Origin of the sequence: Asanoa ferruginea, assembly GCF_003387075.1 — a bacterium.
Lineage (GTDB): Bacteria > Actinomycetota > Actinomycetes > Mycobacteriales > Micromonosporaceae > Asanoa > Asanoa ferruginea.
In genome coordinates this window covers 1,410,624-1,426,264 of record NZ_QUMQ01000001.1, presented here as the reverse complement: position 1 = coordinate 1,426,264, position 15,641 = coordinate 1,410,624, and the positions used below count along the sequence as shown (strand labels likewise).

Annotated in this window: 12 protein-coding genes; 8 read left to right on the top strand and 4 right to left on the bottom strand. The window is 71.5% G+C overall.

Going from position 1 to position 15,641, the window contains the following annotated elements; genetic code table 11:
* Positions 1-270: 270 nt before the first annotated feature.
* Positions 271-663, top strand: a complete 393-nt coding sequence (locus tag DFJ67_RS07015) for a hypothetical protein (protein WP_116067133.1) — start codon at positions 271-273, stop codon at positions 661-663.
* On the opposite strand, the gene DFJ67_RS07010 is transcribed toward DFJ67_RS07015, so the two are convergent.
* The gene (locus DFJ67_RS07010) at positions 660-1,817 is read right to left on the bottom strand and encodes a class I SAM-dependent methyltransferase (RefSeq protein ID WP_116067132.1); all 1,158 of its coding nucleotides are present in this window, start codon (positions 1,815-1,817) and stop codon (positions 660-662) included. The two genes, DFJ67_RS07015 and DFJ67_RS07010, sit on opposite strands and share 4 nt — an antisense overlap.
* 81 nt (positions 1,818-1,898) lie before the next feature.
* Between DFJ67_RS07010 and DFJ67_RS07005 the strand changes: the two genes are divergently transcribed.
* On the top strand, positions 1,899-2,555 hold the full coding sequence (locus DFJ67_RS07005) for a biliverdin-producing heme oxygenase (RefSeq protein ID WP_116067131.1): 657 nt from the start codon (positions 1,899-1,901) through the stop codon (positions 2,553-2,555).
* 496 nt (positions 2,556-3,051) lie between these two features.
* Here the strand turns inward: DFJ67_RS07005 and DFJ67_RS07000 are convergent, their stop codons facing one another.
* The gene (locus tag DFJ67_RS07000; RefSeq protein WP_116067130.1) at positions 3,052-4,695 is read right to left on the bottom strand and encodes a DEAD/DEAH box helicase; all 1,644 of its coding nucleotides are present in this window, start codon (positions 4,693-4,695) and stop codon (positions 3,052-3,054) included.
* Between the two features lie 284 nt (positions 4,696-4,979).
* Here DFJ67_RS07000 and DFJ67_RS06995 point away from each other — a divergent pair, with 284 nt between their 5' ends.
* Positions 4,980-5,654: a ferritin-like fold-containing protein gene (locus DFJ67_RS06995; RefSeq protein WP_239097027.1), complete on the top strand. Its 675-nt coding sequence runs from the start codon at positions 4,980-4,982 to the stop codon at positions 5,652-5,654.
* A gap of 4 nt (positions 5,655-5,658) precedes the next feature.
* Here DFJ67_RS06995 and DFJ67_RS06990 read toward each other — a convergent pair whose 3' ends face one another.
* Together DFJ67_RS06990 and DFJ67_RS06985 are read right to left on the bottom strand one after the other, a co-directional pair.
* Positions 5,659-5,883: a DUF3107 domain-containing protein gene (locus DFJ67_RS06990; RefSeq protein WP_116067129.1), complete on the bottom strand. Its 225-nt coding sequence runs from the start codon at positions 5,881-5,883 to the stop codon at positions 5,659-5,661.
* A 92-nt stretch (positions 5,884-5,975) separates the two neighbouring features.
* Complete coding sequence (locus DFJ67_RS06985) at positions 5,976-6,644, bottom strand: TetR/AcrR family transcriptional regulator (RefSeq protein WP_116067128.1); 669 nt, start codon at positions 6,642-6,644, stop codon at positions 5,976-5,978.
* A gap of 2,611 nt (positions 6,645-9,255) precedes the next feature.
* On the opposite strand from DFJ67_RS06985, the gene DFJ67_RS43700 reads away from it, so the two are divergent.
* From DFJ67_RS43700 to moeZ, 5 genes are all read left to right on the top strand, one after another.
* Complete coding sequence (locus tag DFJ67_RS43700; protein WP_239097026.1) at positions 9,256-11,472, top strand: hypothetical protein; 2,217 nt, start codon at positions 9,256-9,258, stop codon at positions 11,470-11,472.
* A gap of 31 nt (positions 11,473-11,503) precedes the next feature.
* Positions 11,504-12,466 carry an alpha/beta fold hydrolase gene (locus tag DFJ67_RS06970; RefSeq protein ID WP_116067127.1) on the top strand — a complete coding sequence of 321 codons (963 nt, stop codon included), beginning with the start codon at positions 11,504-11,506 and terminating at the stop codon, positions 12,464-12,466.
* 135 nt (positions 12,467-12,601) lie between these two features.
* A complete protein-coding gene (locus DFJ67_RS06965; protein WP_116067126.1) occupies positions 12,602-13,363 on the top strand; it encodes a DUF3152 domain-containing protein in 762 nt (253 codons plus the stop codon).
* Between the two features lie 46 nt (positions 13,364-13,409).
* On the top strand, positions 13,410-14,303 hold the full coding sequence (locus tag DFJ67_RS06960; protein ID WP_116067125.1) for a DUF3152 domain-containing protein: 894 nt from the start codon (positions 13,410-13,412) through the stop codon (positions 14,301-14,303).
* A gap of 75 nt (positions 14,304-14,378) precedes the next feature.
* Positions 14,379-15,593, top strand: coding sequence for an adenylyltransferase/sulfurtransferase MoeZ (gene moeZ, locus DFJ67_RS06955; RefSeq protein WP_239097037.1), 1,215 nt, complete (start codon positions 14,379-14,381; stop codon positions 15,591-15,593).
* Positions 15,594-15,641: the final 48 nt, after the last annotated feature.

Genomic DNA, 15,641 nt, shown 5'->3' with positions numbered 1-15,641 from the left:
CGTTCGGCCGATTAGTCCCACGGATGGGACTGTTCTAGAGTCACCGAAGACCGGACCTGGCCCCGTGCGTGGGACCCGCTCATGGCGTCCCGCCCCGCCTGGTCCGGCGCTGTGGCCGCGAGCTGGCTGTTCGTGGCGTCGGTGTGGTGTCCCGCCGGCGGGGGGTCGGCGAGACACCACACCGCGGGCGTCCCCCATTTCACCGTCTTACGAGGGTGTTTTCTGTCGTCTATGCTCACGCCGCGAGAGTGAGAACGACGGGATGCGACTATGGCCACACCAGAAGACCGCCCGGTTCCCTATCGACCCGGCGCGATAAGCCTGTTCTTCGTCGTGAAGGCCGGGATATTCGCGCTGGCCTTCTGGATCTGGCTGCTGGTGCTCGCCATCCAGGGTGGCCAGGTCAGCGGCTGGCATCTGTTCGCCGCGGCCGGCGCGATCACCACCACTCTGGTCGGGGTGGTCCTCGCCATTCGATTGGCGTTGCAGGCCAATGCGGCCGACCGCCATGCCGAAGTGAAAAAGATGCTCGTCGAGATCTCCTGGACCGCGTTCGCCGCGCAGGGTGCCGACGACTCCGACAACGTGCTGCACTTTCCGAGCGCGGTGCCCGACGATTCGGGCGGCTGGACGACCCGCGAGGGCGGCGACCGCCGGCGCTAGCCCTTCAGCAGCGCCGCCAGCCTCGGCTCCACCTGCCAGGTGGTGACCAGCTCGTCGTACTCCGTGCGGGGTGTCGGTGTGCCCGTCCGCCGGGCCCGCAGCAGCAGGTTGCGGGGCGTGTGGGCCGAGTCGATGAACTCCGTCACATCGACCCGGTAGCCCTCGCCGCGCAGCAGGGCAGCGCGCAGCGAGTCGGTCAACACATCCGCGAAGCGCTCACGCAGAATCCCCTGCGCGGTGATCAACTGGTACGGACCGGGCGCCGGCCGCTCCCGCAACTGCGCGGCGATGTCGTGGTGGCAGCAGGGCGCGGCCAGGATCCACTCGACACCCCAGCCCACCGCCCGATGCAGGGCTTCGTCGGTCGCGGTGTCGCAGGCGTGCAGGGCGAGCACCAGGTGCGGCGCCGGCTCGACAGCCGCGTCCAGGATCGTGCCGGCCGCGAACCGCAACCGGTCGGTGTAGCCCAACCGCTCGGCCAGCCCGGTGTTCCGGTCCCGCTGGTCCTCGCGCACGTCGACACCGACCATCTCGACGTCGAGCCCGCGGCCGCCGGCGTCGACCGGAGCGGTGAGATAGCGGAAGGCCGCGAAGGTCAAATAGGCGTTGCCGCAACCCAGGTCGACGACCCGCAACGGCGTCGATAGCCCCTCGGCGGGGAGCGTCGCGGCCAACGCCCGCAGGAACGCGTCGACCTGCCGCCGCTTGGCGGCGCTGCCGCCGATCACCTCGAACAGCGGGTCGCCGGGATCGAGCAGGTGCTCCCGGACCCGGTCGTGCTGTCGCGGGGCCGGGTCGCCATCATCGGTGCTGTCCTGCCGGTGCACCTGGGCGTCGCCCTTCTTGGTCACCCTCAGCTGCACGGTCGACCCGGCGCTCTCCACGTGCCAGTTGCCGAACGGCTCGGTGAGCAGCGCGTCGATCGCCGCCTCGGCTTCGGCGCCGGGCGCGACGTTGCGGGTGTGCGGGCGGGCGCCGTCGTTGGTGACGATCTGCAGCCGGCGGCCGGCCTTGAGCGCGACCGGCCGCAGTTCGGCCCGGACCACCGACGGCTCGGCGCCCCGCCGCCGCCCGGCAGCCACGGCCCGGGTGAGGCCAGGGTCGAGCAGCAGGTCACGTACCTCGGCAAGCGCAGCGGACAGATCTTCGGGCATTGCTCTATTGTCCCCGCTCCACGCGGCCCCCTTCGCGTGGCGCCCCTGGACCGTTAGGTTAGGTTCCCCTAAGCTCTGGACATGGTGCACGTCGCAGACACGGAGTTGGGCCTGGCCGCGCGCGTCCGGGCACTGACCCGGGCCGACCACGAGGCGGCGGAAACCACATCGTTCGTCACCGACCTGATGGCCGGGCGGCTCGACGTCGCGGCCTATGCCGGGCTGGCGAGCCAGCACTATTTCATCTACGAGGCGCTGGAGCGCGGCGGCGACGCGCTGCGCACCGACCCGGTGGCCGGCGACTTCGTCGCGTTCGGCCTGGAGCGGTTGCCGTCGATCGCGGCCGATTTGGAGCACCTGGTCGGCCCGTCATGGCGCGCGGAGATCACCCCGCTGCCGGCAACCCGCGACTACCTGGCCCGCCTTGCTGCTGCCACTGACCCGCCGTCGTTCGTCGCACACCACTACACCCGCTATCTGGGCGACCTGTCCGGCGGGCAATTGGTGCGAAAAGCCTTGCAACGGGAGTACGACCTGGGAGCCGATGGCACCCGTTTCTACGAGTTCCCCGGGGTGGCGGTCGGGGCGGTCAAACGCCGCTATCGCGAACTCCTCGACGCGGCACCGTGGTCAGCGACCGAGCAGGACCGCTTCATCGACGAGGTCCGGCAGGCGTTCGCCCTCAACCGCCGCGTCTTCGAGGCCCTGGCAACCCGGCGCCCGGCCGAGGCCGCCTAACCCGCCTAGCCCGCCTAGCCCGCCGCGATCGAAATACCCGCCACTACGAGATCTAGGTAAATGGATGTAGCTATAGCGACATCCATTTACCTAGATTCACCCCGGCGCCCGCCCGCACGGCGTGTCGAACGCGGCACGCCGGGTCAGCGAATCTCGCCTGCCCTTGCAGCCAAGCCTGCCCTGCGCAGACCGACCTGGGCATGGCCAGGCGGCCGAGGGGGTGTAGCGCCGCTTTGCTCTGCTGCCGGATACGCCCCACCTGCGCCGGGCCTTGCTCTGCTGCCGGATCCGCCCCACCCGGCGGCCGGCCTTGCTCTGCTCCCATATACGCAACACCGGTAGGGCGACTACCGGTGTTTTCCGACTTTGCTCTGCACCCCTGTAGGCAACATCTAACCGTTAGACGCGCACCCCACAGGGGTGCAGAGCAAGCGGTGATCGACACAAACAAGCGAGGCACGGCCAATTGGCCGTGCCTCGCTAGCGATCTGGTCGATCAGGCGTCGGTGCTGGCCGCCGCGGCCGCGCCGCCGCTGCCACGGGAACGACGCCGGCGGCGGCTGCGCGGCTTGGCCGGTGCCTCACCGTCGGGGTCGGCCACCGCGACTGTGGCCGACTCGGCGTCGGTCGTGTCGGTGGTGATCACTTCGCCGGCCCGGCGACGGCGGCGGGGGCGGCGTTCGGCTGTCGGCTCGGCGGTGTCGGCCACGCCGGGCGCGTCCGCGTCCGAGGTTGCCGGCTCCGCACCGTCGCGCGTATCCCCGCTGCGTCGGCGGGACCGGGTGCGGGCCGGGCGCTCGGCGCGCGTGGCCGGGCCGCGACGGCGGCCGCCGCCAAGGTCTTCTTCTTTTTCGGCCGACAGGCCGGCGCGGGTGCGTTCGGCGGACGGCAGCGTGCCGGTGATGTCGGTCGGGATGTCCAGGTCGGAGTAGAGCCACTCGGAGGTGTGGTAGGTCTCCGGCGGTTCCGGCATGTCCAGGCCGAGCGTCTTGTCGATGATCCGCCAGCGCGGCATGTCGTCCCAGTCGACGAACGTGACCGCGACGCCGGTGGCGCCCGCGCGGCCGGTGCGGCCGATGCGGTGGGTGTAGGTGTCCTGGTCTTCCGGGCAGTCGTAGTTGATCACGTGCGTGACGCCCGAGACGTCGAGGCCGCGGGCCGCTACGTCGGTGGCGACCAGGATGTCGATCTTTCCGGCGCGGAAGGCGCGCAGGGCCCGCTCGCGGGCGCCCTGGCCGAGGTCGCCGTGCACCGCGGCCACCGCGAAACCGCGGAAGTCGAGGTCTTCGGCGAGCCGGTCGGCGGCGCGCTTGGTGCGGGTGAAGATCATGGTCAGGCTGCGGTTCTGCGCCTGCAGGATGCGGGCGACGACCTCGACCTTGTTGAGCGAGTGGGTGCGGTAGACGAGTTGCTGCGTCTGCGGCGACGGCCCGGTCTCGGCGGTGTGCCCGGCGTGGATCGTGACCGGGTGGCGCAGGAAGCGCCGCGACAGCGTCACGATCGGGTCCGGCATGGTCGCCGAGAACAGCATCGTCTGCCGGTCTTCGGGGAGCATCGCGAGGATCTTCTCGACGTCGTCGAGGAAGCCCAGGTCGAGCATCCGGTCGGCCTCGTCGAGCACCAGCGCGTGCACCCGGTCGAGCCGGATCTGCTTCTGCTTGGCCAGGTCGAGGAGGCGGCCCGGGGTGCCGACGAGGATCTCCACGCCGGTGCGCAGCGCCTCGACCTGCGGCTCGTAGGCGACACCGCCATAGATCGGCAGGACCCTGATGCCACGGGTACGACCTGCGGCGGCGATGTCCTTGGCCACCTGGAGGCCGAGTTCGCGGGTGGGTACGACGACCAGTGCCTGCGGGACGCCGTCGGAGCCCTCGCCGGGCGCGAAGACGCGCTCGAGCAGCGGGACGCCGAAGCCGAGCGTCTTGCCGGTGCCCGTCGGCGCCTGGCCGATCAGGTCGGTGCCGCGCAGCGCGATCGGGATCGCGTATTCCTGGATCGCGAACGAGTTGGTGATGCCGGCGGCGGCGAGCGCCTCAACGGTCTCGGGGCGGGCGCCGAGCTGGGCGAAGGTGGGGGAGTCGGGTTTGACGGGTGCGTCCGGGACTAGTGCGTCTCCGGTGGGTTCGATCAAGTCACTCATGTGGTTTTCGGGGTGCCCTCTCGTGGTGCGCCCCGTCGTGTCGTAGGGCGCGATATTGGATATCGCGCGGGCCACACGCGACGTGAGTCGCGGGCCGCACACGCGTGCCGTGGGTCTCGGGTTGACTACGCCCCGCTGAGCGGGACCGCGCGACGCCCACGGCTAACGTGACCATGTTACCGGATTGGCAAGGCATCGGTGCCGAACGTGAGGCGGATGCGTCAGAAGGGGCCTGGCGTGTGGCGCACCTCTCGCCACCAGGGCCGCGGGAGTAGCCTGCGGTCGTGACTGGATCCGCTGCCGCACCGGCTTCCACCACCGCGGCCGAGGCCCTGGTCGACCTGCTCGGCATGGTGGCTTATGGCGAGCTGTCCGCTTTCGAGCGGATGGCGGCCGATGCCCGGCTAGCCCCTGACCTGCGCCGCCGTGCCGCGTTGAGCGAGATGGCCGCTATGGAGATCGCCAACTACGGCCGGGTGGCCGCCCGCCTGACCGACCTGGGCGCCGACCCGGAAGTGGCGATGACCCCCTACGTGGGCGTTTTGCAGGCCTACCACGACTCGACGGAGCCGAAAGACTGGCTGGAGGCGCTGACCAAGGCCTACGTCGGCGACGGGGTGGCCGACGACTTCTTCCACGAGATGGCCAAGCTGATCGACGAACCCGACCGCCAGCTGGTGCTCGACGTGATCCACGACAAGCGCTACGACGAGTTCGCGGTCGCCGAGATCCGCGCGGCCATCGAGGCCGACCCGAAGACCCGCAACCGGCTCTCGATGTGGGCCCGCCGCCTGGTCGGCGAGGTGCTCTCACAAGCGACCCGGGTGGCCGGCCAGCGCGCGGCCCTGACCACCCTGATCGTCACGAGCGGTGGCGATCAGGCGGCTGTGCAGGCCCTCTTCCGCCGCATGACGATCGCGCACAGCGCGCGCATGTCGGCGTTGGGCCTCAACAACTAGCTGGTCAGCGGGCGGTGAAGCCGACCGAGCGGGGTGACGACTCCGCGATCTCGACGTAGGCCAGCTTGCTGACCGGAATGATCAGCCGGCGGCCCTTCTCGTCGACCAGCGAGAGCGTGCCCTCGTTCGCGATCGCCTCGGTGACGCTCTTCTCCACCTCGGCGGACGACTGCGAGCTCTCGATGACCAGCTCGCGCGGCGCGTATTGCACGCCGATCTTGACCTCCACGAAAGCCCTCCTCGTCGCGGCGTGCGGTCGATACCGCCGCCGCTGGGAAGGCTATCCGATTCGTGGGGCGAACGACGAAGGCGGCTTGCGTGTCAGGCTGGTTCGCCCTCGGTCCAGGCGCCTTCCTGGGGGTCACCCTGGAGGGGGAAGCTCGCGATGCCCCGCCAGGAGAGCCCGGCCAGCAGGGCCTCGGCCTCGGCCTTGGGCACCTGGCGACCGCCCGCGAGCCAGAACTGGGCCGCGGTCTCGGCGGCGCCGACCAGGCCCGAGGCGAGCAGCTCGGCCCGCGACTTGCTCACGCCCGTGTCGGAGATGATCGTGTCGGTGATCGCCGCGATGCAGCCGCGCTCGACCCGCTCGACGCGCTCCCGGACGGCCGGCTCGTTGCGCAGGTCAGACTCGAAGACCAGCCGGAACGCCTCACTTTCGTGGTCGACGAAGTCAAAATAAGCCTCGACCGCACCGCGTACGCGTTCCTTGTTGTCGTTCGTCGCCTCCATCGCCGCCTGCACCTTCGCGACTATCGCGTCGCAGTGCTTGTCGAGGAGGGCCAGGTAGAGCTCGAGCTTGCCGGGAAAGTGCTGGTAGAGCACCGGCTTGGAGACACCGGCCCGCTCGGCGATGTCGTCCATCGCGGCGGCGTGGTAGCCCTGCGCGACGAACACCTCCTGGGCCGCCGCGAGCAGCTGCTTGCGGCGCGCAGACCGGGGCAGCCGGGTAGGCCGTCCGTCCGGCTGTCCATCGCCCGAAGCCGCCACCATCGTTACCTCCGAAAATCCCGCATCACATCGACCGTCGACTGCCGTCTGGCACCCATCCGAGCGCGGATCCGATCGGTGCCTATCGCATCGGTCGCCGAATTGGACCGCGATTGCAACTTATCGCGACCGTGCCCACACGGTAGCCTCAGCGAGGGCGACCGAGGAGTGCACGGTGGATGATTCAGGTCAACCCGGCGACGCACCGGGCGGTGGCGGCAACCCGCCTCCCGCCCGCGACGGCGACGCCTGGGCCGACCGCGACCGCGACTCCGGCTCGCAGTCCGCGTGGCACCGGTCGCGCTACGCCAAGCTGCTGACGCCCATCGTTCCCGCGTCGCGGCAGCCCCGGCAGCACGTCAACGGCTCCGCCGAGCTGCATTCGGCCAGCGCACCGCCCTACCCCTACGAAGGCGATCTAGAAGACGCCGGGCACCCGCCGATCCCGAGCCAGACCAGCGGCGACGAGCCCGCACCGTGGCCACACGCGGCAGCCGGCGGCTGGGGTCCACCGCCCACCGACGAGCCATTGCCCGAGCCGCCGTCACCATGGGCGCCGGGCTGGGGATCCAACCCATCATCGGGTACGCCCGAAGAGTCACCCGGCCCCTTCGCCGCCGCGTTCCCACCGGCACCGCCGCGCTTCAACGAGCCCGCACCACCGCCCCCGGTCCGCTTCCGCCCCCGCCACGACCCACCGACCGATTCCACTGGCGACGCCCGCCAGCCGGGGCCGCCTCCCGAAGGCTGGGCGCCCGGCGATGTCCGGCAGCCTGGGACGCCTCCTGAGGGTTGGGTGGGCGGTGATGTCCGGCAGCCTGCGGCGGCTCCCGACGGTTGGACGAGCGGTGACGCCCGCCAGCCCGGGGCGGCTCCCGAGGGGTGGGCGACCGGTGATGTCCGGCAGCCGGGGACGCCTCCTGAGGGTTGGGCGGGCGGTGATGTCCGCCAGCCTGGGGCGGCTCCCGAGGGTTGGGTGGGCGATGATGTCCGGCAGCCGGGGACGCCTCCTGAGGGTTGGGCGGGCGGTGATGTCCGCCAGCCTGGGGCGGCTCCCGAGGGTTGGGTGGGCGATGAAGTCCGGCAGCCGGGGACGCCTCCTGAAGGTTGGACCAGCGGTGATGTCCGCCAGCCTGGGGCGGCTCCCGACGGTTGGACTAGCGGTGATGTCCGCCAGCCCGCCGCCCCTCCCGAGGGGTGGGCGAGTGGTGAGGTGCGCCAGCCCGCGGCGGCTCCTGATGGTTGGACGAGCGGTGATGCCCGGCCGGCCGGAGGCTTCGCGTCCGGCGACGGGCGGCCGGTCGGTCAGCGCCCGGGCGATCCCGATCCGTCCAGCGGCGGTTTCCCGCCGATCGGCGCGGTCGCTGCCGGGGCACCCACCGAAACCGTGCCGCACGGCACGCCCACCGAGGCTGATCCCTACGCCGGGGCGCCGCCACGGCGGCCCGGCCCGGACTGGGCACCGGAGTGGCCCTGGTCCGCGGCGCCGCCGCCCGCACCGACCACCTCCTACCCGACCGGGCGGATCCAGGTGCCCGCACCTCGGCCGACGTCGCCCGAGCAACCGGCCGATCCGTCGTTGCCGCCCGGCGTAGGCCGGCCGGTCAGCGGTCCCGCCGCCGCTTCGCCACCCGCTGCCGGTCCGGTCAGCGGTGGCGGCGCAGGTCAGCCACCGGCCGTGCGACCGGTCAGCGGTCCGGGCGCGGCCACGCCGGCCGACGTGCGGCCGGTCAGCGCTCCTGGCGCTGCTCCACCCCTCGCGACTAGGCCGGTCAGTGGTTCTGGCACGGCAACGTCATCCGCCGTGCGTCCGGTGAGCGGTGCGGGGGATTCGGCTCCGTCTGGGCTTCGGCCAGTGAGTGGTGCGGGGGGTTCGTCCTCGCCTGGCTATGGGCCGGTCGGCGGTGCGGGGGATTCGGCTCCGTCTGGGCTTCGGCCAGTGAGTGGTGCGGGGGGTTCGTCCTCGCCTGGCTATGGGCCGGTCGGCGGTGCGGGGGATTCGGCTCCGTCTGGGCTTCGGCCGGTCAGTGGTGCGGGGGGTTCGACCTCCTCCGGCCATCGGCCCGTCGGCGGTGCCGGAGACCAGACTTCGCCCGGTCTTCGGCCAGTTAGTGGCCCGGGGGGTTCGACTTCGCCCGGCTATCGGCCCGTCGGCGGTCCGGGAGATTCGCTTCCGCCTGGGCTTCGGCCGGTTAGTGGCCCGGGGAATTCGGCTGCGCCTGGCTACGGGCCGGTAGACGGTGCGGGGGATTCGACTCCGTCCGGGCTTCGGCCGGTGAGCGGGGGTCCGGGGGATTCGACTGCGCCCGGCTACCGGCCAGTCGGCGGTCCGGGAGATCAGACTCCGCCTGGGCTTCGGCCGGTCAGCGGTCCCGGGGATCCGGGCTCGGCCGGTCTGCGGCCAATCGGTGGGTCTAATGCCGCGTCGCCGCCGGTTGCTGGCGATGAAGGCGCGCTACCCAACCGGCGGGCGTTCCAGACGGCCAATCAGCCGCCGACGCGCAACACGCTGCCTGGCTACATCCGCGGCGGTGCCGGGCCGTCCGGTGATGAGGGTCGGTTCCTGACCGGTAGCCATCCCACTCTCGCCGGCGGACACCCTGGCCTGCAGGCCGTGCCTTCGGAGCCCAGGTCGGAAGAGACCGACGACCGTGTCGAGCGCACCGCTTCGGGCAGCTTCCCGGTGATCGACCGGCGCTCCGCCGGTCTCACCCGCAGCTTTCCGCCCAACGCCCCGAGCGAACAGCCGGCCACCCCGAGCCGGTTGACCCGGGCCTTCCCGGGCGGCGACGACCCGGTCGCACCCGAGACCACGCCGCTGACCGGCGCGTTCCCGGGCGGCGGCGACCGCGTGCCGGCCGTGGAACCGCCGACCGGCGCCGACCGGCCGATAGACCTCCCGGGCCGCCGCGCCGCCATGGGGGCGCCGCCGGCCGCAGCCGGCCGCGCCGGCGAGCCGGCTCAGGACGAGTCGCCTTCCCGGCCGCCGCTTCGGTTGGACCGCCGCGACGACGACCCCGCGAGCGCCGGCGGCGACGAGCCGAGGGGCGGTCGCGCGCGATCCGGCCAGTCCGCTGGCCGTGAGGTCACGCCCGGGTTTGCGGCGGAGCCTGGGCCAAACGGCTACGGCCCGTCCAACGTAGACCCGGCAACTGGCGGATTTGCTCCGGAGGCCACGGGGTTCGCCGCCGAAGGAGCCGGCGGCGGCTTTGGAAGCGAGCCGCCGAGTCGGCCGCCCGGTGAGCCACGATCCGTAGTCGACGACATGCTCGACGAGTTGTCGGGGCTGCCGCAGCGGGTGCCGGCCGAGCCGGATGTGCCGACCGTTCCGGAACCGCCCTCGGACACGCCGGCCGACCCGCCGCAGCTCGCGCGGATCGCCACCCATCTGCGCCGGCCTGATTCGCCCGTTGTCGAGCAGGAGCGGCCGGACGGGTTCGATGTCGACGCCATCCTCGCCGCCGTGCGTGGGGTCGCGGGGGTGAAGGATGCTCGGCTGCGGACCACGCCGGCGGGGGCACACAGTCTTCGCCTCGATCTGTCCGACGGCGCCGACGCGGCCGACGTCAGCCGGCACGTGGCCCGCCTCCTACAGGAGCGGATGGGGCTCGCGGCCGCGCCGCAGAATCTGCCCGGGATGATGCCGGCCGAGTCGCCGCTCGGTGGTGACACCCCGCCGACCGGGTTCACCCGCAACGGTGGGTACGTCCCGCCGCCACCCGCACCGCCCGCCCGTCGACCGAGTGACGCGGCCGCCGCGAGATCCGCGTCGCGACCCGCTGACGCGACAACGGTGCGATCCGCGTCACGACCGACCGACCAGACAAGCGCGAGATCGACGGCACCAGCCGACGCGAGATCGGCAGCGCGCCCGGCTGACGCGACAACCGCGCGATCGGCGCCGCACCCGGCCGACGCCGACACCGCGAGGTCAGCGCCATCGCCGACCGACGCGAGATCGGCTTCGCAAGCGACCGACCCGGCCTCGGGCCGACCGGCGCAGCCGCCGGGCTTCGAGCCGTCGACCGACCCGAGCCAGCGGCCGGCCGGCTCCCCCCGCGGCCGAGCGCAGGTTGGCGGACAGTCCGGTGTGGATACCCGCGACCTGGCCGACCGGGCCGCCGCGGCCGCGTCCGCGCCGGTCTACGGGGCACCGCAGCAGACAGACCTGGGCTCCGCCGACGATCCTGAGCGCGGCCACGTCTACGGCGGTCAGCGCGAGGCCAGCCGCAGCCGCCGGGTCGCCTCCGACCCGCCTGGCCAGCCCGTGCCCGGCTCGTTCCCCGACCTGGGCAGCGCCGCCGGGATCATCGGCAGCATCGGAGGGCATCCGGTGCTGGCCGGCGCCACCGCCTACTCGGGTGGGCAGATCAGCACCACCGAGTCGGCGCCGTCGCGGCCGCTCAATCCGGGTGCCAATCCGGGGCCGCGGGTGGTGATCGACCATGTGCAGGTCAGCACGTTCGGGTTGGACGCCACCGTCGAGACCCGGCTGGCCGCTGGCAAGCGGCTCGCCAACGGGCTGGCTACCGGGCCCGCGGTCGACGGCTACGTGCTGCGGCTCTGCGCGGTCTCGGCCGCCGCGGCGATCGACGAGTTGCTGCGCACCGCACCGCGCGACGACGACCGTGGGCGTTGCTTTGTCGAGCACGCGGCGGTCGTACCCTTCGGGAATTGTGAGGTTGCGGTCGTCGTCGTGTTGCTTGTGTGCGGTGGGTGGGTTGAGCAGCTTGCCGGGTCTGCCCTCGTTTCAGGGGATCCGCGGCAAGCTGTCGTCCGTGCGACACTTGCGGCCGTAAATCGCCGTCTGGAAGCGCTGCTCTCCGACTGACTAGGGCGACAACGCCGGGCACAATCAATTTATGAAGCGCGCTCTGCTCGGCGCCGACGAGGCCTTCGGGCCCGACCGGGTGCCGCCACCGTGGCCGGGCCGGATGGCTGTCATCGACGGCGAGCAGATCTTCGTGCGTGACACCCCCGCGACCCGGCCCGACGCTGAGCCGGCGCTTTATGTGCACGGGCTAGGCGGATCCTCGCATAACTGGACAGACCTCTCCGGGCTGCTGGCCGACCGGCTCGACGGGCAGGCGATCGACCTGCCGGGCTTCGGGCGCAGCGACCCGACGAAGCAATACACGCTCAAGGCGTTCGCCGACCGCATGATCAGGTTCATCGAGGTCGGCGACCGCGGGCCGGTGCACCTGTTCGGCAACTCGCTGGGCGGTGCCGTCGCGGTGCGGGTCGCGGGGCTGCGGCCCGACCTGGTCCGCACGCTGACCCTGGTGTCGCCGGCCATGCCGTTCCTCGACCCGCGCCGCTCGCTGCAAGGTCCGGTGGTCCCGCTCCTCGCGCTGCCCCGTGCCGACCGGGTCGCGGCCTGGATGATGGGCCGGCTCGCCCCGGAGGAGATGGCCGAGCAGGTCATCGCCGCCTGCTTCAACGACGTGACCCGGGTCAGCGAGCAGCGCCGCCGGGAGGCGATCGAGGAGATCCGGGTCCGCTACACGGCGACCCACTACGCCGACGCCTACGTGCGCTCGCTGCGCGGCCTGGTGAGCAGCTTCCTGCGGGCCTACCTGCCCGGCGCGAATTCGATGTGGAAGATCGCCGCGCAGATCACCGCGCCGACGCTGGTCATCGGCGGGCGGCAGGACCGGTTGGTCGACATCCGGGTGGCGCCGCAGGTGGCCAAGGCGATCCCCGACAGCCGCCTGCTGATCCTCGACGGCGTTGGTCACGTCGCGCAGATGGAGGTGCCACGCATCGTGGCGCGCGGGGTCGTGGCCCTGCTAGACGAATACGAGCGGGAACGCACAAGAGTCTGACCAGGGTCGACGCGACCTGCCCGGCTGTGGCAGGGTGTGCGCAGCATGATCAACGCGAGGCAGTCCCCACCTCGTGGCCGATCCCGTCGGTCGCGTGGCCGACGAGGCCCCGCCCGCGTACTCACCGTCGCCGCCGTGTCGCTCCTGGTCGGAATCGGGTTGCTGGTCTTCGGCCTGCGCCCGGGCGATGCCCGGCAGCCGCGGAACGAGGTCGCCGCCGCGAGCGCGACGCCGGACGCGACCGAGACCGCCCCGCCAACGGTCGCGGCGACCAAGCCGCCCAAGCCGGTCTACCGCCTCGCCGGCACACCGCCGGAGCGGGGCGACAACACCTTCAAATACGGAAAAACGACCGGGAAGATCGCGGGTACGGGTGGCCCGCTGCGCCGTTATCGGATCGCGGTCGAGAACGGGTCCGGCGAGGACATCGAAAAGTTCGGTGACCAGGTCGACGCGGCACTGAGCGACCCGCGCAGCTGGATCGCGAGCGGCGACCTGCGCCTGCAACGGGTCGCCGAGGGCGAGTCCTACAGCTTCACCGTCTACCTCGCGACGATGCGCACCTCGCATGACATGTGCGCGCGCGGCGGCACCAACACCAACAACAACGGCGAGCCATACACATCCTGTCGTACGCCCGGCAAGGTCATCATCAACCTCGACCGGTGGGACATGTCGGTGCCGCACTTCATCAGCGCGAAGATCCCGCTGTCGGTCTACCGCACCTACGTCGCCAACCACGAGACCGGCCACGAACTCGGGCACTCGCATGTGCGGTGTCCGGGTGCCGGCAAGCCGGCGCCGGTGATGATGCAGCAGACGCTCTTCCTCAACGGCTGCAAGCCGAACCCATATCCGTACGTGAACGGAAAACTCAACACAGGTCCGCCACTTTGAGCAAATAAGGCCTCATTGTCAGGATTGCCTGGCATCGTGTCTGGTCATGGCCACGCCGATCCCAGGCACCCAGCTCCGCGACAACGAACCCGACGACAGGCCCGGCGGCAACAAGCCGAGCGCCGACCAGCCGGGCGCCGACCAGCCGGGCGCCGACCAGCCGGGCCCGAAGAAGCCGGGCGGCACCAAGCGCCCGCCCTCCTGGCGCCTCCCCGCCCTGGCCGTCGCCCTGATCGCGACCGGCGCCATCGTGGCCGTCGACCTGGTCAGCCAGCCCGCCGCCGACCAGCACCTGGCGACGCCGGCGACCAGCGCACCGGCCGCACGGCAACCGGCACCGGAGCCGCCGACCCCGGCACCGAGGCAGACCGCGCCGCACAAGGGCCAGGGCACCTTCAGCACCGACCGCGCCGGCGGCCTGCCGCTCGGCCGCGGCAAGCAGACCCAGCACTTCCACGTCGCCGTCGAGAAGGGCATCGGCCTCGACCTCGCGCCGTTCGCGGCCTCGGTCGACGCGATCCTCGGCGACCCGCGGAGCTGGATCGCCGACGGCCGCCTGCGCCTGCAACGGGTCGGCGCCGACGAGCCGGCCGACTTCACGATCTACCTGGCCAGCGCCGGCACGTCGGAAGCGATGTGCGCGGAGGGCGGGCTGGACACCGACGCCTTCACCTCGTGCCAGCTCGGCGGCGAAGTGATCATCAACGCCGATCGCTGGCTCGGTGCCGTGCCCTACTTCGAGGCACCACTGGCCGCCTACCAGGCGTACGCCATCAATCATGAAGTTGGTCATCAGCTCGGCCATCAGCACGAGGCCTGCCCGTCACCCGGCGCCGCCGCCCCGGTCATGCAGCAGCAGACCCTCGGCATGCAGGGCTGCCTGCCCAACGGTTGGCCCTACGTGAACGGTCGCCGGCAGACCGGCCCGCCTATTCCCTGATCCCGGATGGTGGGTGCGTGGCGCGTGTCATGGCAGGCGAGCGTGTCGCGAGCAACAATTGCTCGGCACCACCACATCGATCCGATCAGATTCCCGGGGAGACTCACCGTGTCATTGCCCCCGCTCGTCGAGCCCGCCGCCGAGCTCACCGTCGACGAGATCCGCCGCTACTCGCGTCACCTGATCATCCCCGACGTCGGGGTGACCGGGCAGAAGCGGCTCAAGAACGCCCGGGTGCTCTGTGTCGGCGCCGGCGGTCTCGGCTCGCCGGCGCTGATGTATCTGGCCGCGGCCGGGGTCGGCACGCTCGGCATCGTCGACTTCGACACCGTCGACGAGAGCAACCTCCAGCGGCAGATCATCCACGGCCAGTCCGACATCGGCCGGTCCAAGGCCGAGTCCGCCGCCGCGACGGTCAAGGAGATCAACCCCTACGTCAACGTGGTCATCCACAACACGGCGCTCGACCGCGACAACGTCAAGGAGATCTTCGCCGACTACGACCTGATCGTCGACGGCACCGACAACTTCGCCACCCGCTACATGGTCAACGACGCCGCCGTGCTGCTCGGCAAGCCCTACGTGTGGGGCTCGATCTACCGCTTCGACGGCCAGGCGTCGGTGTTCTGGGCCGAGCACGGCCCCTGCTACCGCTGCCTCTACCCCGAGCCGCCGCCGCCCGGCATGGTCCCGTCGTGCGCCGAGGGTGGCGTGCTCGGTGTGCTCTGCGGCTCGATCGGCGCGATCCAGGTGACCGAGGCGATCAAGCTGCTCACCGGCATCGGCGAGCCGCTGGTCGGTGGCCTGACGGTCTACGACGCCCTGGAGATGTCTTACCGCAAGATCAAGGTTCGGAAGGACCCGGACTGCGTGCTCTGCGGCGAGAACCCGACGCTGACCGACCTGATGGAAGATTACGACGACTTCTGCGGCGCGGTCTCCGTCGAGGCACAGGAGGCGACCGTCGACTCGACGATCACCGCGCGGGAGCTCAAGGAGTGGCAAGACGCCGGCAAGGACTTCTTCCTCGTCGACGTCCGTGAGCCCGCCGAGTTCGAGATCGTCCGGATCCCGGGCTCGACCCTGATCCCCAAGGGCGACATCCTCAACGGCGAGGCGCTCGCGCAGTTGCCGCAGGACCGCCAGATCGTGCTCCACTGCAAGTCGGGCGTCCGGTCCGCCGAGGCGCTGGCGGCGGTGAAGGCGGCCGGCTTCAAGGACGCCGTGCACCTACAGGGCGGCGTGCTCTCCTGGATCAAGCAGATCGACCCGAGCCTGCCGGCCTACTGACCGACAGCCAGAGCGAAATCCCGGCGCCGCGGTGCCGGGATTTCGCCT